The 23,179-nt window shown below is 66.4% G+C and carries 23 protein-coding genes and 1 pseudogene; 9 read left to right on the top strand and 15 right to left on the bottom strand.

Annotation, left to right across the window (positions count from 1 at the left end; translation table 11 throughout):
• Nucleotides 1-59: 59 nt before the first annotated feature.
• Entirely contained in the window at nt 60-1,106 is a 1,047-nt protein-coding gene (gtdA, locus tag KHO22_RS13165; protein ID WP_211947574.1) for a gentisate 1,2-dioxygenase, read from the bottom strand.
• Between the two features lie 141 nt (nt 1,107-1,247).
• Here gtdA and KHO22_RS13160 point away from each other — a divergent pair, with 141 nt between their 5' ends.
• From KHO22_RS13160 to KHO22_RS13150, 3 genes are all read left to right on the top strand, one after another.
• On the top strand, nt 1,248-2,189 hold the full coding sequence (locus tag KHO22_RS13160; protein WP_211947573.1) for a LysR family transcriptional regulator: 942 nt from the start codon (nt 1,248-1,250) through the stop codon (nt 2,187-2,189).
• Nucleotides 2,190-2,267: 78 nt separating this feature from the next.
• Nucleotides 2,268-2,651: a RidA family protein gene (locus KHO22_RS13155; RefSeq protein ID WP_211947572.1), complete on the top strand. Its 384-nt coding sequence runs from the start codon at nt 2,268-2,270 to the stop codon at nt 2,649-2,651.
• A gap of 686 nt (nt 2,652-3,337) precedes the next feature.
• On the top strand, nt 3,338-4,963 hold the full coding sequence (locus tag KHO22_RS13150) for a methyl-accepting chemotaxis protein (RefSeq protein ID WP_211947571.1): 1,626 nt from the start codon (nt 3,338-3,340) through the stop codon (nt 4,961-4,963).
• Nucleotides 4,964-5,040: 77 nt separating this feature from the next.
• On the opposite strand, the pseudogene KHO22_RS32850 reads toward KHO22_RS13150, so the two are convergent.
• The 8 genes and pseudogenes from KHO22_RS32850 to fliL form a co-directional block, all read right to left on the bottom strand.
• Nucleotides 5,041-5,151, bottom strand: a pseudogene (locus KHO22_RS32850) (porin); the annotation flags it as partial.
• Nucleotides 5,152-5,358: 207 nt separating this feature from the next.
• Complete coding sequence (gene fliR, locus KHO22_RS13140; RefSeq protein WP_211947570.1) at nt 5,359-6,144, bottom strand: flagellar biosynthetic protein FliR; 786 nt, start codon at nt 6,142-6,144, stop codon at nt 5,359-5,361.
• 30 nt (nt 6,145-6,174) lie between these two features.
• Entirely contained in the window at nt 6,175-6,444 is a 270-nt protein-coding gene (fliQ, locus tag KHO22_RS13135) for a flagellar biosynthesis protein FliQ (RefSeq protein ID WP_211947569.1), read from the bottom strand.
• A gap of 22 nt (nt 6,445-6,466) precedes the next feature.
• Nucleotides 6,467-7,264, bottom strand: a complete 798-nt coding sequence (gene fliP, locus KHO22_RS13130) for a flagellar type III secretion system pore protein FliP (protein ID WP_211947568.1) — start codon at nt 7,262-7,264, stop codon at nt 6,467-6,469.
• A complete protein-coding gene (gene fliO, locus KHO22_RS13125) occupies nt 7,261-7,710 on the bottom strand; it encodes a flagellar biosynthetic protein FliO (protein WP_211947567.1) in 450 nt (149 codons plus the stop codon). Before fliO ends, fliP begins: the two co-directional genes overlap by 4 nt.
• The gene (gene fliN / locus KHO22_RS13120; RefSeq protein WP_211947566.1) at nt 7,707-8,144 is read right to left on the bottom strand and encodes a flagellar motor switch protein FliN; all 438 of its coding nucleotides are present in this window, start codon (nt 8,142-8,144) and stop codon (nt 7,707-7,709) included. Before fliN ends, fliO begins: the two co-directional genes overlap by 4 nt.
• Nucleotides 8,137-9,150 carry a flagellar motor switch protein FliM gene (gene fliM, locus KHO22_RS13115; RefSeq protein ID WP_211947565.1) on the bottom strand — a complete coding sequence of 338 codons (1,014 nt, stop codon included), beginning with the start codon at nt 9,148-9,150 and terminating at the stop codon, nt 8,137-8,139. The genes fliN and fliM overlap by 8 nt, the downstream gene beginning before the upstream one ends.
• Nucleotides 9,151-9,303: 153 nt before the next feature.
• On the bottom strand, nt 9,304-9,798 hold the full coding sequence (gene fliL, locus KHO22_RS13110; RefSeq protein ID WP_211947564.1) for a flagellar basal body-associated protein FliL: 495 nt from the start codon (nt 9,796-9,798) through the stop codon (nt 9,304-9,306).
• Nucleotides 9,799-10,248: 450 nt separating this feature from the next.
• Between fliL and acnB the strand changes: the two genes are divergently transcribed.
• On the top strand, nt 10,249-12,840 hold the full coding sequence (acnB, locus tag KHO22_RS13105) for a bifunctional aconitate hydratase 2/2-methylisocitrate dehydratase (protein ID WP_211947563.1): 2,592 nt from the start codon (nt 10,249-10,251) through the stop codon (nt 12,838-12,840).
• Between the two features lie 202 nt (nt 12,841-13,042).
• On the opposite strand, the gene KHO22_RS13100 is transcribed toward acnB, so the two are convergent.
• Nucleotides 13,043-13,234, bottom strand: a complete 192-nt coding sequence (locus KHO22_RS13100) for a YjfB family protein (RefSeq protein ID WP_211947562.1) — start codon at nt 13,232-13,234, stop codon at nt 13,043-13,045.
• Between the two features lie 245 nt (nt 13,235-13,479).
• Between KHO22_RS13100 and KHO22_RS13095 the strand changes: the two genes are divergently transcribed.
• Nucleotides 13,480-15,171, top strand: a complete 1,692-nt coding sequence (locus tag KHO22_RS13095; RefSeq protein ID WP_211947561.1) for a Na/Pi cotransporter family protein — start codon at nt 13,480-13,482, stop codon at nt 15,169-15,171.
• A 25-nt stretch (nt 15,172-15,196) separates the two neighbouring features.
• Here the strand turns inward: KHO22_RS13095 and KHO22_RS13090 are convergent, their stop codons facing one another.
• Nucleotides 15,197-16,477, bottom strand: coding sequence for a DUF2325 domain-containing protein (locus KHO22_RS13090; protein ID WP_211947560.1), 1,281 nt, complete (start codon nt 16,475-16,477; stop codon nt 15,197-15,199).
• Nucleotides 16,478-16,622: 145 nt separating this feature from the next.
• Between KHO22_RS13090 and KHO22_RS13085 the strand changes: the two genes are divergently transcribed.
• Together KHO22_RS13085 and KHO22_RS13080 are read left to right on the top strand one after the other, a co-directional pair.
• Complete coding sequence (locus KHO22_RS13085; protein ID WP_211947559.1) at nt 16,623-17,534, top strand: LysR family transcriptional regulator; 912 nt, start codon at nt 16,623-16,625, stop codon at nt 17,532-17,534.
• A 152-nt stretch (nt 17,535-17,686) separates the two neighbouring features.
• Nucleotides 17,687-18,886 (top strand): NAD-dependent formate dehydrogenase, encoded by a 1,200-nt coding sequence (locus KHO22_RS13080; RefSeq protein WP_211947558.1) that lies wholly within the window; start codon nt 17,687-17,689, stop codon nt 18,884-18,886.
• Between the two features lie 111 nt (nt 18,887-18,997).
• Here the strand turns inward: KHO22_RS13080 and KHO22_RS13075 are convergent, their stop codons facing one another.
• Nucleotides 18,998-19,963 carry a LysR family transcriptional regulator gene (locus KHO22_RS13075; protein ID WP_211947557.1) on the bottom strand — a complete coding sequence of 322 codons (966 nt, stop codon included), beginning with the start codon at nt 19,961-19,963 and terminating at the stop codon, nt 18,998-19,000.
• A gap of 215 nt (nt 19,964-20,178) precedes the next feature.
• Complete coding sequence (locus tag KHO22_RS13070; RefSeq protein WP_211947556.1) at nt 20,179-21,165, bottom strand: molybdopterin-dependent oxidoreductase; 987 nt, start codon at nt 21,163-21,165, stop codon at nt 20,179-20,181.
• A gap of 113 nt (nt 21,166-21,278) precedes the next feature.
• Here KHO22_RS13070 and KHO22_RS13065 point away from each other — a divergent pair, with 113 nt between their 5' ends.
• Nucleotides 21,279-21,689: a winged helix-turn-helix domain-containing protein gene (locus KHO22_RS13065; protein WP_420839597.1), complete on the top strand. Its 411-nt coding sequence runs from the start codon at nt 21,279-21,281 to the stop codon at nt 21,687-21,689.
• 137 nt (nt 21,690-21,826) lie between these two features.
• Nucleotides 21,827-22,309, top strand: a complete 483-nt coding sequence (locus KHO22_RS13060) for a molybdopterin-binding protein (RefSeq protein ID WP_211947555.1) — start codon at nt 21,827-21,829, stop codon at nt 22,307-22,309.
• Between the two features lie 18 nt (nt 22,310-22,327).
• Here KHO22_RS13060 and KHO22_RS13055 read toward each other — a convergent pair whose 3' ends face one another.
• Together KHO22_RS13055 and KHO22_RS13050 are read right to left on the bottom strand one after the other, a co-directional pair.
• On the bottom strand, nt 22,328-22,753 hold the full coding sequence (locus KHO22_RS13055) for a TOBE domain-containing protein (protein ID WP_211947554.1): 426 nt from the start codon (nt 22,751-22,753) through the stop codon (nt 22,328-22,330).
• 119 nt (nt 22,754-22,872) lie between these two features.
• A complete protein-coding gene (locus KHO22_RS13050; RefSeq protein ID WP_211947553.1) occupies nt 22,873-23,175 on the bottom strand; it encodes a DUF1330 domain-containing protein in 303 nt (100 codons plus the stop codon).
• Nucleotides 23,176-23,179: the final 4 nt, after the last annotated feature.

The following is a 23,179-nucleotide window of genomic DNA, read 5'->3' as shown; positions in this document are numbered from 1 at the left end:
CGGGGTGCCGCGCCATGCGCGCACCCGGGCATCGGGTTTCGGATGAATGGAAAGGTGGCTCAGGTGCGCGCTTCGCGCAGCAGGTTCAGCGCCGACAGCACCGGGCGGTCGGAGTAGCTGAACAGCACGGCGTCTTCCATCGCGCCAAGCTGCACCGGGGCCCACGACGGCGCCACGAATACATCGCGCGGCTCGAAGCGGAACTGCGCATCGCCGATGCGCACGGTGCCGCGGCCTTCCACCACGCTGTAAACCGTGGCGTCGGTGCTGCGGTAGGTCTTGCCCTGGAAGCCGGCCGGCAGGTACTGCATGAAGGTGGCGATGGTCGGCATCGGCCAGCCGCCGGTGGCCGGGTTGACATAGCGCAGCTTCACGCCGTCCCACGCATCGAGTTCGCCATTGCGGTAGAGCTTGTCGAGCGCTTCGCGCGAACGATCGTACGGATAGCTGAAGATCGGCGAGGTCGGGTCGGTGACCTTGTGGCGCACCGGCACCATGTTGTGGCCGAAGCGCGCGAAGCTGTCGCCCTCGGCGCGCGTGACGGGCTGCTGGGACTCGGGGTAGTTCTCGGCAAAGCCGGCGTCGAACTGCTGCACCAGCGGGATGTCGAGGCCATCCAGCCATACCACTGGCTCGCCGCCGTCTGCCAGGCTCGGGTTGCCGTGGTCATGCCAGGTCCAGGACGGCGTGATGATGAAGTCGCCCGGGCGCATGGTGGTGCGCTCGCCGTTGACGGCGGTCCATGCGCCCTTGCCTTCGACGATGAAGCGCAGCGCCGACTGTGTATGGCGGTGGCTCGGCGCGATCTCGCCCGGCAGGATCAGCTGCAGCCCGGCGTAGAGCGTGGACGTGATGCTCGACTTGCCGGGCAGGCCCGGGTTCTCCAGGATCAGCACGCGGCGCACGGCCTCTTCGGCACTGATGACCTCGCCGGCCTGCATGACCAGCGGGCGCAGGGCGTCGTACTTCCAGATGGCCGGGACGATCTGCGGGCGCGGCTGCGGCGGCACCAGGCTGTGCAGGGATTCCCACAGCGGCGTCATGTGGCTGCGGCCGATGTCCGCGTAATAGGCGGCGCGAGCGGGATCAGGCGAATGGTCGGACATGCTGTCTCCGTGGCTTTTTGTGGTTCCCGGCAGTAGCTCCGGGCTGTTGCTTGGAGTTATACGTCCGGCGATATAAGATTTGAAATGAAGAATTCCTCTTATCTATACGGTTCATCGTATAGGTGAACCAAGCGATCAGACATGGACTGGACCCAGCGACTGCGCCTGCGCAACCTGCAGATGCTCCTCAGCCTGGCCGAGACCGGCAACATGAGCCAGTCGGCCGCGCTGCTCAACACCACCCAGCCCGGGCTTTCCAAGTGGCTCAAGGACCTGGAGGACGACATCGGCCTGCCGCTGTTCGAGCGCCAGGCGCGCGGGCTGCAGCCGACGCCCTACGGCGAGTCGCTGATCGAGCACGCGCGCCGCATTGCCGCGCAGCTCGACACCGCGCGCGATGACCTGGCGGCCATGCGCGAAGGCGGCAGCGGCCTGGTGGTGGTCGGCACGTCGGGGGCATCGGCGGCCGATACCGTGCCGCTGGCCGTGCTGCGCCTGCTGCAGCGCATGCCGCGCGCGCAGGTGCGGGTGGTCGAGACCACCATGGACCGGCTCATGAACCAGCTTGCGCACAATGAGCTGGATATCGTGGTAGGGCGCTCCGCGCCCGAACTGCAGGATGGGCAGACCCTTGGCGAATCGCTCTACCTGGAGCCGATCCATTTCGTGGCGCGCCCGCGCCATCCGCTCGCCACGCAGGAAGCGGTGACGTGGGAGGCGCTGCAGGGCTACCGCTGGGTGGTGTGGCCGCGCGGCACCCCGATCCGCAACGCGCTGGAGGCCGCGCTGGCCAGCGCCGGCCGGCCGTTGCCGGCGGACTGCGTGGAGTCGAACTCCACCGTGCTCAACCTCACGCTGCTCAACAACAGCGACATGATCGGCCTGGCCTCGCACCGGACCGCGCGCCGGCTGGAAGAGCTCGGGGCACTGCGTATCGTGCCGCTGCGGCTGGCGGGCTTCGGCTCGGTGTCGATGTACTGGCGCGAGGACACAATCAAGCGCTCGGCCGTGGCGGCCATGCTGGACTGCCTGCGGCGCGCGGCCGACCGGGAGGTGCCGGAAGCCGTCATCCCTGCGCCTTGAGGGTCCGGGTTCTGGCGCCTACATTGGATGCTCACGCCGGTGCTCCGGCGTGCCGCACATCCACCATGGAGGCGCGATATGGAATTCCTGAATTCCGGCAAGGTCCTGCCCGCGGGACTGCCATTTTCCGAAGCGGTCCGCGTCGGAAACTTTCTCTACCTGTCCGGCCAGATGGGCATCGTACCCGGCAGCACGCGGCTGGTTCCGGGTGGCATTCGCGAAGAAGCGAAACAGGCGCTGATGAACATCCGCACGACGCTCGAGGCGCATGGCGTGACGATGCGGGATGTGGCCAAGTGCACGATCATGCTGGCGGATATTGGCGAGTGGCCGGTTTTTAATGAGGTTTACAAGGAGTTCTTTGAGGCGCCTTATCCCGCCCGAAGCGCGTTTGGCGCCAACGGGCTGGCGTTGGGGGGGCGGGTGGAGGTGGAGTGTCTGGTGGTCGTTGGCGCCGGGTAGCGCCAGCGACGTAGATGCCACTCGCTATGCCGAATAGTGAGCTGCGCAGCAGCCGAAGGCGATGATGCGATAGCGCTGGCAGCAGGCGGCCACGGCCCAACGCGGGATCGTTCAAGAGCCGGTTATCGCAGGCACTGGTTCTGGCTCACTGTGCGTAGCAGGGTCGAACTTTGGCCAAGCCTCGTGAGACCAGAGCCGCTCGAACGATAGCAGCGCACCGTTGATGGCCAGCGCCAAGCGACGAGTTTCTTGGCTGCTTCTTGTCGCTCGGACAAGAAGCAGGTCGCCGGCTACGCCGGTGAAACAGCGGCGCCCGCCAGGTACGACACCGCCAAAACCACCATAAGCCGGACAGCCCTTACCCCCCCGGCACCTGCCCACGCCATGCCCCGCATACTGCACCGGGTTGCAGAGGGGTAAACCTTTCCCTCCCTCAGATGGGCCTCAACCTTTCCCACATTCCTACCGTTAGCCGCCGGCATAACACGAGGTAAACGAATACGGGCATTGCGAAACGCCGTTCCGACGGCATCGCAAAACCCCCCGCCGGTGCAGCGTTGGCAATCGCAGTACCGGCTGCGCGAACGGGTGGAAGGCGTTGCACGGCGGTTGTCGCCGCCGTGCCAACAGGATTGGCATTCAATCGAAGCGCTTACGTCCGACGGACAAAAAGGGGAGGGGTATTTGTGAACTTCAGGGATCTTTCGATCAAGACCAGGCTGCTGGCCGGCTTTGGCACACTGGCCTGCATCGTGCTGGTCGTGTCCGGATACTCGCTCCATGCGCTTGGCGAGGCCACAGACGGTTTCACCCAGTATCTGAAAGGTCTCAATGCGCGCTCGGAGCTGGCTGCCGAGGTACGCGCAGCGGTCGATCACCGCGCCGTTGCCGCGCGCAATATGGTGCTCGCGGCCACGCCCGCGGACATCGACAAGGAAAAAGCCGAAGCGCTGCGCGCGCATGACGATGTGCAGAACCGCCTGGGCCGTCTGAACCAGATGGTCCAGGACAGGAGCGCCAGCGACGAAGCGCGCCAGCGCGTGGCGGACGTGGTCCGCATCGAAGCCCAGTACGGGCCGGTGGCGACGGCCATCGTCTCGCTGGCAGCCCAGAAGAGCACCGAGGAAGCCATCGCCCGCATCAACACGCAATGCCGGCCGCTGCTCGCGTCGCTGCTGCATGCCATCGATGCCTATGACGACCTCACGCATCGCCGCCAGCGCGATATGGAAGCGAAGCTTGCGGCGGACTATGTCGAGCGCCGCAACCTGCTGATCGCGATCGCGCTGGCGGCGGTGGCGCTGGCGTGGACGGGCGGCCTGCTGCTCACGCGCGCAATCACTGGGCCGATCGGCCAGGCGGTGGAGGTGGCCCGTACCGTCGCCAGCGGCGATCTCGGCGCGCGTATCGACGTCACGAGTGACAACGAGACCGGTCGCCTGCTCGCGTCGCTGCGCGAGATGAACGAACGGCTCACCGAGACCGTCACGCGCGTGCGCTCGGGTTGCGCCAGCATTGCCGGCGCCACGCGCGAGATCGCGCAGGGCAATGCCGACCTGAGCAGCCGCACCGAAGAGCAGGCCGCCTCGCTGGAACAGACCGCGGCCAGCATGGAGGAACTCACCGAAGCCGTCCGCCAGAACACCGACAACGCACGCCAGGCCAGCGAACTGGCGCGCAATGCCACCAACGTGGCGCAGCAGGGCAGCAGCACCGTGGGCCGCGTGGTGCAGACCATGCAGGGCATCAGCGCCAGTTCCACCAAGATTGCCGAGATCACGGGCATCATCGAGAGCATCGCGTTCCAGACCAATATTCTTGCGCTTAATGCCGCCGTGGAAGCGGCGCGCGCGGGCGAGCAGGGCCGCGGGTTTGCCGTCGTGGCCAGCGAAGTGCGGGCGCTGGCGCAGCGCTCGTCCGGCGCGGCCAAGGAAATCAAGGAACTGATCGAGACCTCCGGCAAGCAGGTTGCCACCGGGGCCGAGCTGGCTGGCGAGGCGGGGCAGACCATGGCGTCGGTCACGCAGGCCGTGGCGCAGGTCACCGCCATCGTCGAAGAGATCGCCGCGGCGTCGTCGGAACAGGGGCGCGGCATCGAGCAGGTGAACCAGGCGGTCGTCCAGATCGACCAGGTCACCCAGCACAACGCCTCGCTCGTCAGCGAGGCGGCCTCCGCGTCGCGCTCGCTGGAAGAGCAGGGCCGTGAACTCAATGAGCTGGTGTCATTCTTCAAGCTGCCCGGAGAGTCGCACGCCAGATATGCGCCGGCGGGTACTGCGGCCCAGGCGCGGCGGCGCGTTGCCGTGGCCTGACCGTCGGCCTGCGGCACCATTCCCCCTGGTGATGCCAGCCCCCGCGGGGAAGCGGGGGCTGCTGCGTGCCGCAGGCGTCAGAAGGTGTGCTTGATGCCTACCATCGCGCCGAGCTGCGTGCCGCCGGCAACGGGTGACGCGCCGGTGGAGGCGCTGTCCACGGACAGCGCCAGCTTGCCGTCGTTGTTCGAGTATTCGGTGAGCGGAAAGGCCGGCGATGGCAATGCATGGGCGGCCACAGCGGGGCGGCCCGAGAGCAAGGGATAACTGGTCCCGCTAACGCAGTAGTACCGTGCCGAATGGCGCGTGCGGTTCGGGCTGGCTATCTTCCGCACAGCCTCATCAGGCTCATGACACAACAGGCCATCAGGAAGTGCTCCAGGCAGGGCCGTGCGCTAACGCGCGAACTGCGCCAGCACCGTGCTGATCGCCTCCAGCCCCGACTCGATCATGTGCTGCATGTAGCTGCCCATCTGCGGCATCACCAGCGACAGCACCAGCAGGCCGCCGGAAAGCGTGACCGGGAAGCCCACCGCGAAGATCGACAACTGCGGCGAGGCGCGGTTGAGAATGCCCATGGCCAGGTTCAGGGTCAGCAGCGCGGCAATCATCGGCAGCGCCAGCAGCAGCCCGGACGAGAACACCATGCCGCCGGCGCGTGCTACGGCGTGCCAGCCTTCGGCAGCCACCGGCGTGGCGCCGATCGGTAGTCCCTGGAAGCTGTCGACCAGCGTGCCCAGCATCAGCAGGTGCCCGTCCAGCGCCAGGAACAGCAGCACGGCGATGATATTCAGGAAGCGCGACAGCACCATGGTCTGCCCACCCGCGGCGCGATCGAAGAAAGACGCGAAGCCCAGGCCCATCTGGAGCCCGATGATTTCACCGGCCTGCTGCACCACGGCGAACACGAGCCGCATGGTGAAGCCCGTGGCCAGCCCGATGCCGACCTCGTTGAGGATGATGATCAGGCCTTCCCACGAATAGACCGGCACGACCGGCAGGTTGGGCAGGGTCGGCGAGACCACCATCGCGGTGAGCGCGGCAAGACCGATCTTGACGCGGCCCGGGATGGTGGATTCCCCGAACAGCGGTGCCGTGCCGATCAGCGCCAGCAGCCGGAACAGCGGCCACAGGAAGGCCGCGATCCAGCCATAGAGTTGCGCATTGGTGACTTCAACCACGGCAATAAGCTGGTCGCGGCAATGGCGGCGTCAGTGCGCCAGGGCCGGAATGCCCTGGAGTACTTCGCGCATGTAGTCGACCATGGTGTTGATCATCCACGGGCCGGCCAGCACCAGCGTGGCGAACAGCGCGACCAGCTTCGGGATGAAGGTCAGGGTCATTTCGTTGATCTGCGTGGCGGCCTGGAACAGGCTCACTACCAGGCCGGCGGCAAGGGCCACCAGCAGCGGCGGCGCCGCCAGCATCAGCGTCATCTTCATCGCGTGGGTCGCGATGGTCATTACGGTTTCCGGAGTCATGGCCAGGGTCGGTCAGTGCGGGTCAGTTCATGAAGCTCTGCGCCAGCGAGCCCAGCAGCAGTTGCCAGCCGTCCACCAGCACGAACAGCATCAGCTTGAATGGCAGCGAGATGGTGGCCGGCGGCACCATCATCATGCCCATGGCCATCAGCACGCTGGCGACCACCAGGTCGATGATCAGGAACGGGATGAAGATGGTGAAGCCGATCTGGAACGCGGTCTTGAGTTCGCTGGTGACGAAGGCCGGCACCAGGATGCTCATCGGCACCTCTTCGGGGCCCTGCATTTCCGGCGCCTTGGCCATCTGCGCGAACATGGCCAGGTCCTTCTCGCGGGTCTGCTTGAGCATGAACCCCTTGAGCGGATCGGCCGCCTTCGCGATCGCGGCTTCCAGGCTGATCTTGTTCTCGGACAGCGGCTTGTAGGCCTCGTTGTAGACGCGGTCCAGCACCGGCCCCATCACGAAGAAGGTCAGGAACAGCGACAGGCCCACCAGCACCTGGTTGGGCGGCGACGATGCGGTGCCGAGCGCGTTGCGCAGCAGGCCCAGCACGATGACGATGCGCGTGAAGCCCGTCATCATCAGCATGGCCGCCGGCAGGAAGCTCAGCGAAGTCAGCAGGACCAGGGTCTGGATCGACAGCGACCAGATCTGGCCGCCGCCAGGACCCGGCTTGCTGGTCACGCCGGGCAGCGCCTGTGCGAGCACGGGGGCCGGCATGGCGGCGAGCGCCAGCACGGCCAGCAGCAGGGCACCGCCCGCGGCCAGCGCGTGAAATTGCGTCTTGCGCCGCGACGTGGCGGCGCGCTGGGTGTTCATGACTTGAAGTTTTCCTGCATCGAGCGCAGCAGCTTTTCGGCAAAGCTGCCGCCGGAAATCTGGCCACCGGGGCCGGAGGGGGCCGATGGCGTGGCCGGTCCTGCCGGCATGCTGTGCAAGGTGCGGATCTCGCCAGCGCTCACGCCGAGTACCAGCCAGGTCTCGCCGACCTCGACCAGCACCAGCCGCTGGCGGGCGCCGAGCATGGTGCTGCCGATCACCTTCATCATCCCTTGCGGGCCGTGGCGGACCAGGCCCGCGCGGCGCGCCGCCCAGGCCAGCCCCAGGATCAGCGCGATGACACCGAACAGTCCGAGCCCGGCCTGTGCGAGGCTGCCGGCGCTGCTGATGGCGGGGGCACCGCCTTCGGCGGCACGGGCCAGGCCAGGCACGCCGACTGCCGCAAGCGGCAGGACGGCACGCCGCAGGCGGGCGACGGCGTTCATTTGTTGAGCTTGCGGATGCGTTCGGACGGCGTGATGATGTCCGTCAGGCGGATGCCGAACTTGTCGTTCACCACCACCACCTCGCCCTGCGCGATCAGGTAGCCGTTGACCAGCACGTCCATCGGCTCGCCGGCCAGCCCGTCCAGTTCCACCACGGATCCCTGCGCAAGCTGCAGCAGGTTCTTGATGGGCACCTTGGTGCGGCCCAGTTCGACCGTGAGCTGTACCGGGATATCGAGGATCATCTCGATATCGTTGTGGAAGCCGCTCGGTGCTTCCTTGGCCAGCGGCGGGAAGACGGTGGCGGCGGCCGGAGTGGCGGCCGGGGTGGCCGCCGCCGGGGCTTCGGCCGCGGTGGCGCTGGTCTGTTCAGCCAGTGCGCTGGCCCAGTCGTCCATCGGATCGACCGGCTTGTCCTCGATGCCGTCAGTCATGATCGGTTTCCTTGTTGGAATCGCTGTCTTGGTGATTGATCATTCGCTCTACCCGCAGCGCGTACTGGCCATTGATCGTGCCGAAGCCGCATTGCATGACGGGCACGCCGTTGACTTTGCCGAACACGTGCTCCGGCAGGTCGATCGGCAGCACGTCGCCGGCGCGCAGCGCCAGGACGTCTGCCACGGTGCTCTGCACGTGGGTGAACTCGGCCACGACTTCCACATCGGCGGCGCGCAGTTGCGTTGACAACTGCGCAAGCCAGCTCTTGTCGACCTCCTTCTCGTCCTGCAGCGGATTCATCAGCAGGTCCTTGAGCGGCTCGATCATGGCGTAGGGCAGGCAGACATGGAGCTGCCCGCCCACGGCACCGAGTTCGATGTGGAAGGCGGTGGTGATCACGGCCTCATTGGCCGTGGCGACGTTTGCAAACTTGGTGTGCATTTCCGAGCGGACATATTCGGTCTCGATCGGATGCACGGTGCGCCAGGCATTGCCATAGCTGGAAAGTGTCATCTCCAGCATGCGCTGGATGATGCGTTGTTCGGTCTGGGTAAAGTCGCGGCCTTCCACGCGGGTGTGGAAGCGGCCGTCGCCGCCGAACAGGTTGTCGACCACCAGGAATACAAGGTTGGGGTCGTACACGAACAAGGCCGTGCCGCGCAGCGGCTTCATGTGGACCAGGTTCAGGTTGGTCGGCATAGGCAGGTTGCGCGCGAAGTCGCCGAACTTCTCGATGCGCACGCTGCCCACGGTAATGTCCGCGCCGCGGCGGATGAAGTTGAACAGCGCCGTGCGCAGCGAACGCGCAAAGCGCTCGTTGATGATCTCGAGCGTGTGCAGGCGTCCGCGGATGACGCGTTCCTGCGTGGCCAGGTTGTACGGGCGAACCCCGCCCTCGTCGACCGCGACGGGCTCGCTCGCCTTGGGCGTGTCGGCTTCGCCGGAAACGCCCTTGAGCAGCTCGTCTACCTCGTCCTGCGAGAGGAACTTGTCATAGGCCATCTGATGTCCTGCCCCTTATGCTGCGGTGTGAATCGAACTGACCATCCGCGTCAGCGCGCATGGCGACCCGCTGGCGTGCGGGCGCGTGCGTGGCTGTGCTGGAATCCGGCTGGCAGTTTCATATCGGGTTGGCTGTCGGGGCAGGGCAAGTGCTTACTGCACCACGAAAGAGGTGAACAACACGTCCAGCACGCGCTGCGGCGGCAGTCCGGCCGCGAACGGCTGGTTGATCGCATTGCGGATATCGTCGGCCAGCTTGCGCTTGCCATCCACGGTCGAGAGGTCTGCCGGCTGCCGTGCCGACAGCAGCAACAGGATGCGGCTGCGGGCTTCGGGCAGGTACTGCGTCATGCGCGTCTGCGTCTCGGCATCGGCGACCTTCAGCGACAGGCCGGTATGCAGGAAGCGATCGCCGTCCTCGCCCTTGAGGTTGACGGTAAAGGCGTCCAGCGGCACGAAGATGGGCGGCGGGATCACGGGCGCGGCCGGCGCAGCGGGTACCGCCGGTTGCCGGTTGCCCAGGATGCTGCCAAGCACGAAACCTCCGGCGCCCAGAGCCAGGACCAGCACGCCGCCGCCAATCAGCAGCATGCGGCCGCGCTTGCTTGCGTTGCCGCCAATCTGGGAAGGAGAAGCCGTGTTCGCCATGAGAAGCCTGTATCGGAATGCCTGCCATTCTTGCGGAATCGCAGGCCAGCAAAGGGCCGAAAAAAAGGGGGAAACCCTTTCAGCTTGGCCGTTTGAGCAGAAAGGGAGCAGGCATGGCTGCGCCAGCGGGCGTGCGAAGCGCGCCTGCTGCATGGTTAACGCGTGTTGGTTGCGGAACTTGAGTTGCGGCAGCAAGGGCCTGTTGCGGCCCCTGTTCCAGGCGGGGTGGCGGCGGACTTCGCATGCCTGGCGCAGCCGCCAATCCCTACTACACTAGTCGGGTAGTTGCTCATGCAGGTCAGAGTGATCCTTCAGTGCTAAGTGTTTGTTGTGAAAGGATTTTTGTTTTTTCACTCTTATATAAGATATAAGACATTTGACCGTGTCGGCGCTTCGGACTACAATCGCGACGTTACGGAATTTCTACAACCAATTACTCAGCAGGTTCCCATGCTTGAAAACTATCGCGCCCATGTCGCCGAACGCGCTGCGCTCGGCATCCCTCCGCTGCCCCTGACCGCCAAGCAGACGGCCGAGCTGATTGAACTGCTGAAGAACCCGCCCGCCGGTGAAGAGCAGACCCTGGTCGACCTGATCACCAACCGCGTGCCGGCCGGCGTGGATGACGCCGCCAAGGTCAAGGCCTCGTACCTGGCCGCCGTTGCACTGGGCAAGGAGAAGTGCGCCCTGATCAGCCGCGCCAAGGCTACCGAGTTGCTGGGCACCATGCTGGGCGGCTACAACATCTCGCCGCTGATCGCGCTGCTCGCCGACGCGGAAGTCGGAACCGTCGCGGCCGACGCGCTGAAGAAGACCCTGCTGATGTTTGACGCCTTCCACGACGTCAAGGAACTGGCGGACAAGGGCAACGCCAACGCCAAGGCCGTGCTGCAAAGCTGGGCCGACGCCGAGTGGTTCACCAGCCGCCCGGAAGTGCCGCAAAGCCTGACCATCACCGTATTCAAGGTGCCGGGCGAAACCAACACCGACGACCTGTCGCCGGCTCCGGACGCCACCACGCGCCCGGACATCCCGCTGCACGCGCTGGCCATGCTGAAGAACAAGCGCGAAGGCGCGGCGTTCCAGCCGGAAGAAGACGGCAAGCGCGGCCCGGTCAAGTTCATCCAGTCGCTGGCCGAGAAGGGCAACCTGGTCGCCTACGTGGGCGACGTGGTGGGTACCGGTTCCAGCCGCAAGTCGGCCACCAACTCGGTGCTGTGGTTCACCGGTGAAGACATCCCCTTCATCCCGAACAAGCGCTTCGGTGGCGTGTGCCTGGGCAGCAAGATCGCCCCGATCTTCTACAACACCATGGAAGACGCCGGCGCGCTGCCGATCGAGCTGGACGTGTCGAAGATGGAAATGGGCGACGTGGTCGAACTGCGCCCGTACGAAGGCAAGGCCCTGAAGAACGGCGAAGTGATCGCCGAGTTCAAGGTCAAGTCCGACGTGCTGTTCGATGAAGTGCGCGCCGGCGGCCGCATTCCGCTGATCGTCGGCCGTGGCCTGACCGCCAAGGCGCGTGAAGCGCTGGGCCTGGCCCCGTCGACGCTGTTCCGCCTGCCGCAGAACCCGGCCGATACCGGCAAGGGCTTCACGCTGGCCCAGAAGATGGTTGGCCGCGCTTGCGGCCTGGCCGACGGCAAGGGTATCCGCCCGGGCACCTACTGCGAACCGAAGATGACCTCGGTGGGCTCGCAGGACACCACCGGCCCGATGACCCGCGACGAGTTGAAGGACCTGGCTTGCCTGGGCTTCTCGGCCGACCTGGTGATGCAGTCGTTCTGCCACACCGCCGCCTATCCGAAGCCGGTGGACGTGAAGACCCACCACACCCTGCCCGAGTTCATCAGCACCCGCGGCGGCATCTCGCTGCGCCCGGGCGATGGCGTGATCCACTCGTGGCTGAACCGCATGCTGCTGCCCGACACCGTCGGCACCGGCGGCGACTCGCACACCCGCTTCCCGATCGGCATCAGCTTCCCGGCCGGTTCGGGCCTGGTGGCCTTTGCCGCCGCCACCGGCGTGATGCCGCTGGACATGCCGGAATCGGTGCTGGTCCGCTTCAAGGGCAAGATGCAGCCGGGCGTGACCCTGCGTGACCTGGTCAACGCGATTCCGCTGTACGCGATCAAGCAAGGCCTGCTGACCGTGGCCAAGCAAGGCAAGCAGAACATCTTCTCGGGCCGCGTGCTGGAAATCGAAGGCCTGCCCGACCTGAAGGTCGAGCAAGCGTTCGAACTGTCGGATGCCTCCGCCGAACGTTCGGCCGCCGGTTGCACGGTGCGCCTGAACAAGGAACCGATCATCGAATACATCAACAGCAACATCACGCTGCTGAAGTGGATGATCGCCCAGGGCTACCAGGATCCGCGCAGCCTGCAGCGCCGCATCGAAGCCATGCAGGCATGGCTGGCCAAGCCGGAACTGCTGCAACCGGACGCCGACGCCGAGTACGCCGCCGTGATCGAGATCGACCTGGCCGACGTGCACGAGCCGATCGTGGCCTGCCCGAACGACCCGGACGACGTGAAGACCCTGTCGGAAGTCGCTGGCGCGAAGATCGACGAAGTGTTCATCGGTTCGTGCATGACCAACATCGGCCACTTCCGCGCAGCGTCCAAGCTGCTGGAAGGCAAGCGCGATATCCCGGTCAAGCTGTGGGTGGCCCCGCCGACCAAGATGGACCAGAAGCAGCTGACCGAGGAAGGCCACTACGGCGTGTTCGGCACGGCTGGTGCGCGTACCGAAATGCCGGGTTGCTCGCTGTGCATGGGTAACCAGGCACAGGTGCGCGAAGGCGCGACGGTGATGTCGACCTCGACCCGCAACTTCCCGAACCGCCTGGGCAAGAACACCAACGTGTACCTGGGCTCGGCCGAACTGGCCGCCATCTGTTCGCGCCTTGGCAAGATCCCGTCGAAGGACGAGTACATGGCCGACATCGGCGTGATCAACGCCAATGGCGACAAGATCTACAAGTACATGAACTTCGACCAGATCGAAGACTTCAAGGAAGTTGCCGACGGCGTGAACCTGTAAGGTTCGCGGCCGCACCGGCTGCAAACACGATCAAGTGATGCGGTGGCCGGCAACGGACAAGCCCCGTCCCTGCGCGCAGGGACGGGGCTTTTTTCATGGCTGGCGGATATCAGGCCGCAGCCCGACGGGCGCAGTCGCTTGCCCGCACCAGCAAAAAAGCCCCGCAGTCGCGGGGCTTTTTGCATATTTCAGGCCTCAGGCCTCAAGCCTTTACGTCGATGTTCTGGCCAAGATGGGGCGGATTGCTGGCCACCGGTGCCGCCGCGGTGGCGGCCTGCAGCAGGCTGGCTACGCCCTGGGCCTGCAGATCCAGCGACTTGCGCAGCATCAGCAGTGACACCGGGTCTGTGCCCGGGTCCGCCGCGCCGGGTGCGCTGACGAGGGAGATACTCATGTTTGTCGGTTCCTGAAAAGGATTGAACGGATACGGGGCGCCCGGCACGCATGGTTTCCGGGATTCCCGCATCCTGGTTGTCGTCCGGAACCGGGCATGACTTGAGGGCAGCGCGCCCGGCGCCGCGATTTCCGGCTGGTTCGGAGGGCGTTACCTACAATACGGCATGGCCCCCGGAGTCATGCCAGCCGCGTGCCGGCTGGCCGGCCGTCAGTCCTTGTGCATACCAAGACGAATACCAAGCCATGCAACCTGCGGACAGCCTGAACCTCCTTGGCATCACCGGCCTGCTGGTCGGCGGCCTGGCACTCTTCCTGTTCGGGCTGGAGCTGATGACCGGCGGGCTCAAGGCCATTGCCGGCGCCAGGCTGCAGTCGCTGCTTGGCACGCTGACCGCGAGCCGGCTGCGCGGCGTGCTGGCGGGCGCCGGCGTGACGGCGCTGCTGAACTCGTCGACGATCACCACCGTGCTGCTGGTCGGCTTCGTGTCGGCAGGGCTGATGACGCTGGGCCAGTCGATCCCGATGATCATGGGCGCCAACGTCGGTTCCACGCTGACCGCGCAGATCATTGCCTTCAACGTGTCGGCGGTCACGCCGTTCATGCTTGCCGCCGGCTTCCTGCTGCACGCGTTCGCCAGGCGCGAGCTGCTGCGCCAGCTTGGCGGCGTGGTGCTGGGCCTGGGGCTGCTGTTCCTCGGCATCGAGTTCATGGGCGATGCCACGCGGCCACTGCGCAGCTTCCAGCCGTTCATCGACGCCATGCAGGACATGCGCAGCCCGCTGCTTGGCATCGTGATCGGCGCGGTGTTCACGGCCATTGTCCAGAGTTCCGCCGCCACGCTGGCCATCGTCATCGCGCTGGGCAGCCAGGGCCTGATCCCGCTGGAGGCGGGCATCGCGCTGATCCTCGGCGCCAACGTGGGCACTTGCGGCACGGCGTTGCTCGCCGCGATCGGCAAACCGCCGGAAGCGGCGCAGGTCGGCATTGTGCACCTGCTCTTCAATGTGCTTGGCGTACTGTTCTTTGCCTTTGTCATTCCGCAGTTTGCCGACTTCATCCGGATGATTTCCCCGAGCGCGCCGGAACTGCAGGGGGCGGCGCGCCTGGCCGCGGAGACGCCGCGCCAGGCCGCCAACGCGCACGCGGTATTCAGCGTGGCCAGCACGCTGGTGCTGATCTGGTTCTCCGGCCCGATCGGCACGCTGGCGCAGCGCATCGTGCCGTCGCGGCCGAGCCCGTGGCGGGAGCGCGGAGAGCCCCGCTATCTGGACGAGACGCTGCTCGACATGCCGGCGCTGGGCATCGGACGCGTGCAGCTCGAACTGCTGGCGCTCGGCGAACAGACGCTTGAGCTGGTCCGGCAGGGTGCGCAGGCCGCAATCGGGGGCGGCACGCGCGATATCGCCACGCTGACGGAGCAGGACAGCGACGCCGATCACCTGGGGCTGGCGGTCCTGCAGTACGTCGGTCGTCTTTCCGATGCGGACCTGACCGAGGTGGAGGGCCAGCAGATCGTCAGCCTCACGCGCATTGCCACGTGCCTGGAGTCGATCCGCGAAGTGGCGTCGACCAGCATGATCGCGGCCAGCCAGCGCCGGCTGGCGGAAGGCATCGAACTGGAGCACCTGCGCAGCGAGGACACGGCGAATTTCGCGTCGGCCGTGCTCGACTGCCTGGCGCAGTCGATTGGTACGATCGGCCAGCCCCTGCCCGGTGCCATCGCGAGCGTGGTCGGGGCCAAGGCGGAGATCGAAGCTCTGGCGGACGCGGCGCGGCAAAGCGTGGCGTCGCAGCTGCGCCTGCGCAGCCGCGACGAGGTGATCAGCTTCCGCCTGTCGAACGACATGATCGAACAGTTCCTGGAGATCGCGCGCATGTCCCGGGCCATGGCCAGGGCGACGAGATGCCTGCAGGGCGTCAGGAGCGTGCCATGACCGCGCGATCCGCATCGCCCGCGGACTACGCCTGGCCAGTGCCGGCCGGCATGCCGAACAGCCGCGTGGCGAGCTCCACGAAGCTTGCCACGCTGGCGCTGCGCACCGGGTGGTAGGCCACGCTGTGCCGCTGGCACTCGCGCTTCACGCGCGCCACCGAATCATGGTCGACGCAATCGACGGGAAATACCACGATGTCGGCGCCCGCCACCATCGCCGGCAGCAGCCCCTTGCGGTCTTCCACGCCACCGTCATGGTCAAGGAAGCTCCCGCCGGCGGCCTCGATCCAATCGCGCAGCGCGTGGTTGGAACCCGGGCGGCCACCGACATAGACGATGCGCTTTCCGGCCAGGGCGGCGATGGCCGGCGCGGGCGCTCCATCGTGGCCGGAAGGCGCTGACAGCAGCGCTTCCAGCGCGAGTATCTCGGCCTGGCTCGATGCGAGCTGCGCGTGCACGGCCTCCAGCGTATCTCGCAGGGCCTGCGCTTCTTCACGGCTGCTCAGCGCCCGCTGCTCCAGCGCGGTGATGCGGCTGGCCTGTGTGGCGATGTTCTCCTCGCGAGCCCTCAGTGTGCTGCGCAGCGACGCCACGTCGGCGTCCCCGGCGGCCGGGGCAGCGCATTGCATCGCCTGGAGCCGGGCCATCTGGCCGGCCAGCTCGCGCTGTCCGGCGGCGTGTTCGGTGCTCATCTGCCGCATCCGTTGCTGCTGGCGCCCGATCTTGTCCTTCAGCGCCTCGTTCTCCGCTTCCAGCGCGACAAGCCGCCGGATATCGGCGCGATTCGCTGCACCCACCAGGTGCGACAGCATATGGACCTCACCGAATGCCGCCTGGCGCAGCGCGGGCGTCGCATGCGGATGCGTCATCAGCGCCCAGTAGGCGCCCGGAATATCGCCGCCGGCCAGCGCCTGTTCCCACATCGTCTGCAGCGTCGCCACGTCCCGCGCGGCACCGAAGCGTCGGACGGCAAGGGCGTGGCGTTCGTCCAGTGCCTTGTTAAGCGTCTTGCATGGCGCGCCGCCGCGGGTGGCGAGCGTGACCGCCTCATGATGGATCTCGAGGTCGCCCGCGTTGCGGTCAGTCGCGGACAGGCGCATCACCAGCTTGCGCAGCTCCGCCGTGCCCAGGCAGGTGCCGATCAGCGAACAGTGGAAGCGGGGTTCGAGGTCTGCCAGTGTCGCGCGGCGGCGGGCCGCAGGCCCGGGTGCGGCCTGCTGGCCGGTGCAGCAGCCCGGATCGGCGAGTGCCGGCCGGGAGACGGCCAGCAGGTGGGTACGGGCAAGTCGGAACGGTGGGCTGTGCATGGTGCGTCCTGGTGCGGTCTGATACGCGTTGCCTGAACGGGTTTGAGGGAATCACGCTGCCGAAATATATCATCGTATATAACGGAGGGAAGTTTGCGATACGATATGTCCTGGCGGATATAACGAAGATTCTCCGAGGAGCACGATGTTCATCCGGCAACTGAACTACCTTGTCGCGCTGGCGCAAACGCGGCACTTTGGCCGTGCCGCCGAGCTTTGCAACGTCTCGCAGCCCACGCTGTCAGGCGCGGTGCGCAGCATCGAAGAAGAGTTCGGCCTGCCGATTGTGCGCCGGGGGCGTCGTTTCGAAGGCTTCACGCCAGAAGGCGAGCGCGTGCTCGAGTGGGCGCGCCGGGTGCTGGCCGACTGCGAAGGACTGCGGCAGGAGGCCAGCGCCAGCCGCGACGGCCTGGCCGGCAGCCTGCGCATTGGTGCGATCCCGACAGCGCTGCCGCTGGTGCCGCTGCTTACCGATGCCTGCCTGCGCCAGCATCCGGGCATGCGGCACGAGGTCTACACCATGTCGGCCGCGCAGACGCTCAAGCAGCTGCTCGACCTGGACCTGGATGTGGGCCTGAGCTATCTGGATGACGAGCGCCTGCGCAGCTTCGAGAAGGTCGCGCTGTTCCGCGAGCACTATGTGCTGATCGTGCGGGACGACGCACTGCTCGCGGGCCGCACCGCCGTGACATGGCAGGAGGCTGCCGACCTGCCGCTCTGTCTGCTGACGACCAACATGCAATGCCGGCGCGGCATCGACGCTGCCTTTTCCAGGGCTGGCGTCTCGGCCCAGCCACGCGTAGAAACCGACTCGGTGATGGCGCTCTATGCCCATGTCCGTTGCGCGGGCCTGTGCAGCATCGTTCCCCACAGCGTCCTGTGCCTGGCCGAGATGCGCGATGAACTGCGCGCGGTGCCGCTCACGCCGGCACTGCACCGCGAGATCGGACTGGTGCTGCTTGACCGTCAGCCGCGCTCGCCGCTGCTCGACGCCGCGGTGGCGCTGTTCGGCGCGGTGGATCTGCAGTCGCGCGTCGATGCGCTGTTGCGCGCCTGATAGGAACCGCCGATCACGTCATCAAGGCGTTCGATTTTCCTTGCCACGCGCGGACGCCGATCATTCCTCTCGTTGCGGTAACGGCCGCAGCCGCCTGGCAAGTCCGGGCGCAACCAGGGCCTCCTTGCGGGGCCAGGCGAGGAGACTGGAAAATGGCAAAGATTGTGTGCGTGCTGTACGACGACCCGGTGACCGGCTACCCGAAGACCTATGCCCGGGATGACCTGCCGGTGCTGGAGCGCTATCCGGATGGTCAGACATTGCCCACGCCGCACGGCATCGACTTCCGGCCCGGTACGCTGCTGGGCAGCGTTTCGGGGGAACTGGGCTTGCGCAAGTACCTGGAATCGAATGGCCATGAACTCGTGGTGACGTCGAGCAAGGACGGCACCGGCAGTGTGCTGGACCGCGAGCTGGAAGATGCGGAGATCGTGATCTCGCAGCCGTTCTGGCCCGCGTATATGACGGCCGAGCGCATCAGGCGGGCGAAGAAGCTGAAGATGATCGTCACGGCCGGCATCGGCTCCGACCATACCGACCTGCAGGCGGCCATGGACCACGGCGTGACGGTGGCTGAAGTCACCTACTGCAACAGCAACAGCGTGGCCGAGCATGTGGCGATGATGACGCTCTCGCTGGTGCGCAACTATCTGCCCTCGCACCAATGGGTGCTCAAGGGCGGCTGGAATATCGCCGACTGCGTGGCTCGCTCCTACGACCTCGAGGGCATGCACGTCGGCACCGTGGCGGCGGGCCGCATCGGCCTGCGCGTACTGCGCCTGCTCAATCCGTTCGACGTCAAGCTGCACTACCTCGACCGCTACCGTCTGCCCGAAACGGTGGAGCGCGAACTCAACCTCACGCACCACACCAGCCTGGACAGCCTGACGCGCGTGTGCGACGTGGTCACGCTGAATTGCCCGCTGCACCCGGAAACCGAGCATATGATCAACGCGAAGTCGCTGGCGAACTTCAAGCGCGGCGCTTACCTGATCAACACCGCGCGCGGCAAGCTGTGCGATCGCGATGCCGTCGCCGCCGCGCTCGAAAGCGGCCAGCTTGCGGGCTATGCCGGCGACGTCTGGTTCCCGCAGCCGACACCGGCCGACCATCCGTGGCGCCACATGCCGCACCACGGCATGACGCCGCATATCTCGGGCACCAGCCTGTCGGCGCAGGCCCGCTACGCAGCCGGCACGCGCGAGATCCTGGAGTGCTACTTCGAAGGCCGGCCGATCCGCGAGGAGTACCTGATCGTGCAAGGCGGCAGGCTGGCGGGCGTGGGCGCTCATTCCTACAGCGCGGGCAATGCCACGTCCGGCTCGGAAGAAGCGGCACGCTTCAAGGGCTGAAGCCGTTGCCAGTCCGGTCCGCGCCAGGAACTGGCGCGGCTTCCGGAATCCGGAATGCCCAGGCTGACTGCATTGGGCTCGCGGGCCGGGCCGGCGACGACACCTGCTGCATCATGCAGGCAATGGAACGGCCTGGCCTGGCTTCGCATTCCGATCCGCCTCCGGCACCAGGGTCCGTGCCACGCTGCTCACGATGCCGCGCAACCAGCGCGACCCCAGGTCACGGTGCGCCCGCTCGTGCCAGAGCTGGTAGTAGTGCAGCTCCCGCACCGGGACGGGAAGAGGCTCCATGCGCAGCGGCAGCAGGTTGGCGTAGTGGCTGGCAAAGGCCCGGGTCGTGGTGAACACGAGGTTCGTGCGGACCAGGACATAGGGCGCCATGCAGAAGTAGGGGATCTGCGTGGTCACCTTGCGTGTCAGGCCGGCGCGCGAGAGTTCGACATCGATGGTGCCGTGGCCAGCCACGTTGCGGGTCGCAACCGCCAGATGGCTGGCGCAGGCGTAGGCGGCTGCCGTCAGTTTGCCTTCGGCTATCGGATGCGCTTCGCGCACCAGGCAGACCAGCTCGTCGGTACACAGCGATTGCAGGTGCAGGCTTCCTGGCGGGGTGTGCCAGTTTCCGATGACGAGGTCGAGATCCCCGCTCGCCAGCGCCTGTTCATAGCCGACATCCGACAGCAGATGCCGGATCTCCAGCGTGGCGCCGGGCGCCTGCGCCTGAAAGCGCTCGGTGATGGCGGGAACGAAGAACACGTCGAGGTAGTCGGGGGAACCAATCCGGAAGCTGCGCGTGCTGTGCAATGGATCGAACGAGGTCATGGGCTCGAGGATCCTGCCGATGCCTTGCAGCGCCTGCCGGGCGGGCTCCAGCAGACTCATGCCATGCTCGGTCGGTACCATGCGATTGCCGTTGCGCACCAGCAGCGGGTCGCCGGTCAGCGTGCGCAGCCGGCGCAGGGCCACGCTGATGGCCGGCTGCGACTGCCCGAGCAGCATGGCGGTACGGGAGACGCTGCGCTCGGTCAGCAGTACGTGCAGCACGCGAATCAGATAGGAATCGACCAGATCTCTTGCCATGACTTCAAATGATGCCCTGCCAATGAATGCCGTTATATACATTCTGACATAACGGTGAGGGCGTGGTCATATGTGAATCCCCATGCCGGTTATGCAGTCAACGGGGGGAGCAGTCCGCGGGCGTGGCCAGGTGAACAGGCGGAAGGTTCGTTCCGCGCTTCAGTCCGAGGCCAGGTGCCCGTAGCGCCGTAGAGCCGTATCGCGTGGGAGCGGCGTTACGGCGCTTCCGGCGCGGCGACGACTTCCAGCGCAACAACGCTGGAGACGTGCCGCCCGGCGCGGTTGTCATTGGGTACCACCAGCCGGGCGAAGCCGCTTGCCGTCAACGGTGCGCCGTCGAGCGCGTAGGCAACCAAGTCTGGCTGATTGCCGAAGTCGGGCGAGATCTCGGCCAGGGCGATCACGACACGGTAGCCGTCGCTGCCAGTCGCGACCACGTACATGTCCAGGATGCCGTGCCCGGCCGGTGGCCGGGCGATGCCCGCGGCATTGAGCAATGCCCACAGGTTGACGCCCGTGTAGGTATGGCTTCCGACCGTCCGCGTCATGGCCGGCAGCGCCTGCAGTGAAGCCAGGTCATGCGTCGTGGGCCGGGACACCATGCCACCGACATGGAGTTGCTGGCTGGGTCCGCCGCCGGTGCCGGTGGCACTGGAGACGGCGCTGCGCACTTCGAGCCGTGTCAGGCCGGAAACATAGCGCCCGCCCCGGACGTCGCCGGGCGCGGTGAGGCGCAAGGGACCATTTGTTGCCAGCGGCCGGCTGCTGCCGTCGATCGTCTCGGCATAGGCCACCAGACCCGCGCGATTGCCGAAGCCAGGGCTGAGTTCGCCCAGCGAGAACACCGCGCGGTAGTTGCCGGCGCCCGTCGCGACCACGTACTTGGACAGCAGGTCATTGTGCACGGCCGGATTGGTCGTGATACCGGCCTGATCGAGCAATGGCCACAGGCTGGCACCGGTGTAGGTGCGGGTTTGCCGCCCGCCGCTGCCCGCGTAGCTCACCTGCTGCGTGATGGCGGGCAGTGCCTGCAACTGGGCCGGCGACAACGTGGCGGGGCGGTTCACGTCCCCGGCGAGTGTCAGCGGCGCAGGCGCGCGGTCATCGCCGGGCATGGTCGCGCAGGCCGCGAGCAGGGCGGGGAGAAGCGCCAGGCCGACGGCTCGCAGGAGCACGGATCTTGCAGGATGGACAACGGACATGGAGGGCTCCTCGGGCACGGGCTTGCCCGTCGATATGCGCGGGCGGATATCGCGGCAAATCGTACCATTGCGCGGCTGCCCGATCGCGGCGGTCAGTGCGGTAGACTGCCGGCATGAGCCCACGCACGTCCTCCGCTTCCACTGTCCGGCCGGCCCGCAAGAAAGCCGCCGACCCGTCATCCAGGCCCAGGGTCCGCTTTCGCATGCGCGTGACCGTGGCGGACCTCGTTGCCATTGGTCCGGGCAAGGTGGCGCTGCTGGAAGCCATCCGCGATCACGGGTCGATTTCCGCGGCGGCGCGCAGCCTCGCTATGTCATACCGGCGCGCGTGGGTGCTGCTGCAGGAAATCAACCAGTCCATGCGCCGGCCTGCGGTGCTGTCCGAACATGGCGGCGAGAACCGCGGCGGCAGCACGCTGACGCCGGACGGCGAAGCCGTCATCCGCCTCTACCGCGCAATCGAATCACAGGCCGCCGCAGCCTGCTCGAAAGAAATTTCCGCGCTGCTCAAGCTGCTGGCATGACGCATTGCGGCGCATAGTTGTCATGCGACGCCGCGCATATCTGTTCGCCTTCCGTTATGTCAGAATGTATATAACGGTGCGCCGCAAGACCATACGAGATGCCAGAGCGACAGTCCATCTGAGGGAGGGGATTTGCCATGCAAGCTGAATCGGCCGTCGAGGCTGCCAGCCACTACTCGGACAGCGTGGCTGTCGAGGGCATCCTGCCCGGCTCGCGGCGCTTCGGCCGCGATGCGCTGCTGGCCATGGCGCAGACGCATAGCGGTCCCGCCACCATCGAATGCTATTCAGGGCGCCATATCCGCAACGTCGGGCGCCTGCGCGGGGTGCGCCTGACGGCGTTGCTGGATGAGGCGGGCATGCATGCGCTGCCGCGCTCGCGCTGCAAGCAGCTGGTCATCGCCGTGCAGGCGGGGGACGGCTACGCCTGCCTGTTCACCTGGCATGAGCTGTACAACACGCCGGTTGGCCAGGGAGCATTGCTGCTGGTGGAGCAGGACGGCGACACGCTGCCGCGGTCCGCAGGCGGCCTGCAGTTGATCTCGCTGCACGACCTGAGGCTGGGCCCGCGCCAGGCGATCGCGGTCGACCGGATCGTGGTGAGCGCCTGGCATTCGTGAGCCGCGCAAAGCCCAGGCTCAATCCACCGCCACGATCACGCTGGAGGCCTTGAATACCGCCGCCGCGGACTTGCCCACGGCCAGCCCGAGGCGGTCGGCGCTGCTGTTGGTGATGATGGCGGATATGGCCATGCCGGTGTCGTCGGTAATGGTCACGTCGGTGTTGACGGCACCCTTCTTGATGTCCGACACCTTGCCGCTCACCGCATTGCGGGCCGAGACCTTGCTGACATCCACGTCGACCATGACGATCACCGACGTGGCCTTGACCATCGCGGAAGCTTTCTTGCCTGCGGTCAGCCCGAGGCGCGACGCGCTCTCGCTGGTGACGGTGGCGACGATTTCCTGGCCGCCGGCCAGGCGCAGGATGACCTCGTCATTGACCGCGCCGTGGCGGGCCTGGGCGACTTCGCCGGAGAACTGGTTGCGTGCGCTGGTGATCATGTTGTTGTTCCCTTGTTTCACTAAACGTTGATTTGCTGCCGGGCCATCCGCATGGGGCGGAGGCGGGCCCGGCAGTGCCAGTGTGCCGGCTCAGGCGGCAACCGGGTCGGGCCCCGATTCTAGCCGAGCGGCGTGGTGACGCCTTCCAGCGCGATGATCCTTGTCGTCGCGCATTTCTCGCGGATGGCCCGGAGCCGCGCATATTCCGGCGAGTCATACCATGCCATCAGGGAATCCATGTCCGGGAACTCGAGGATGACAAGGCGGTGCGGCTGCCAGTCTCCTTCCAGGACTCTGGTCTGGCCGCCACGGCCCAGGTACCTGCCGCCGTAACGCACTTCGGTGGCGGGTACTTCGCGTCGATACGCTTCGAAAGCAGCCGGGTCCCTGACGTCGACATCCGCGATGAGGTATGCAGCCATGATG

The sequence above is a fragment of the Cupriavidus yeoncheonensis genome (assembly GCF_905397275.1).
GTDB classification, from domain to species: Bacteria; Pseudomonadota; Gammaproteobacteria; order Burkholderiales; family Burkholderiaceae; genus Cupriavidus; species Cupriavidus yeoncheonensis.
Note: the sequence above shows the minus strand (reverse complement) of the source record. Positions and strands in the feature narration are given on the sequence as shown.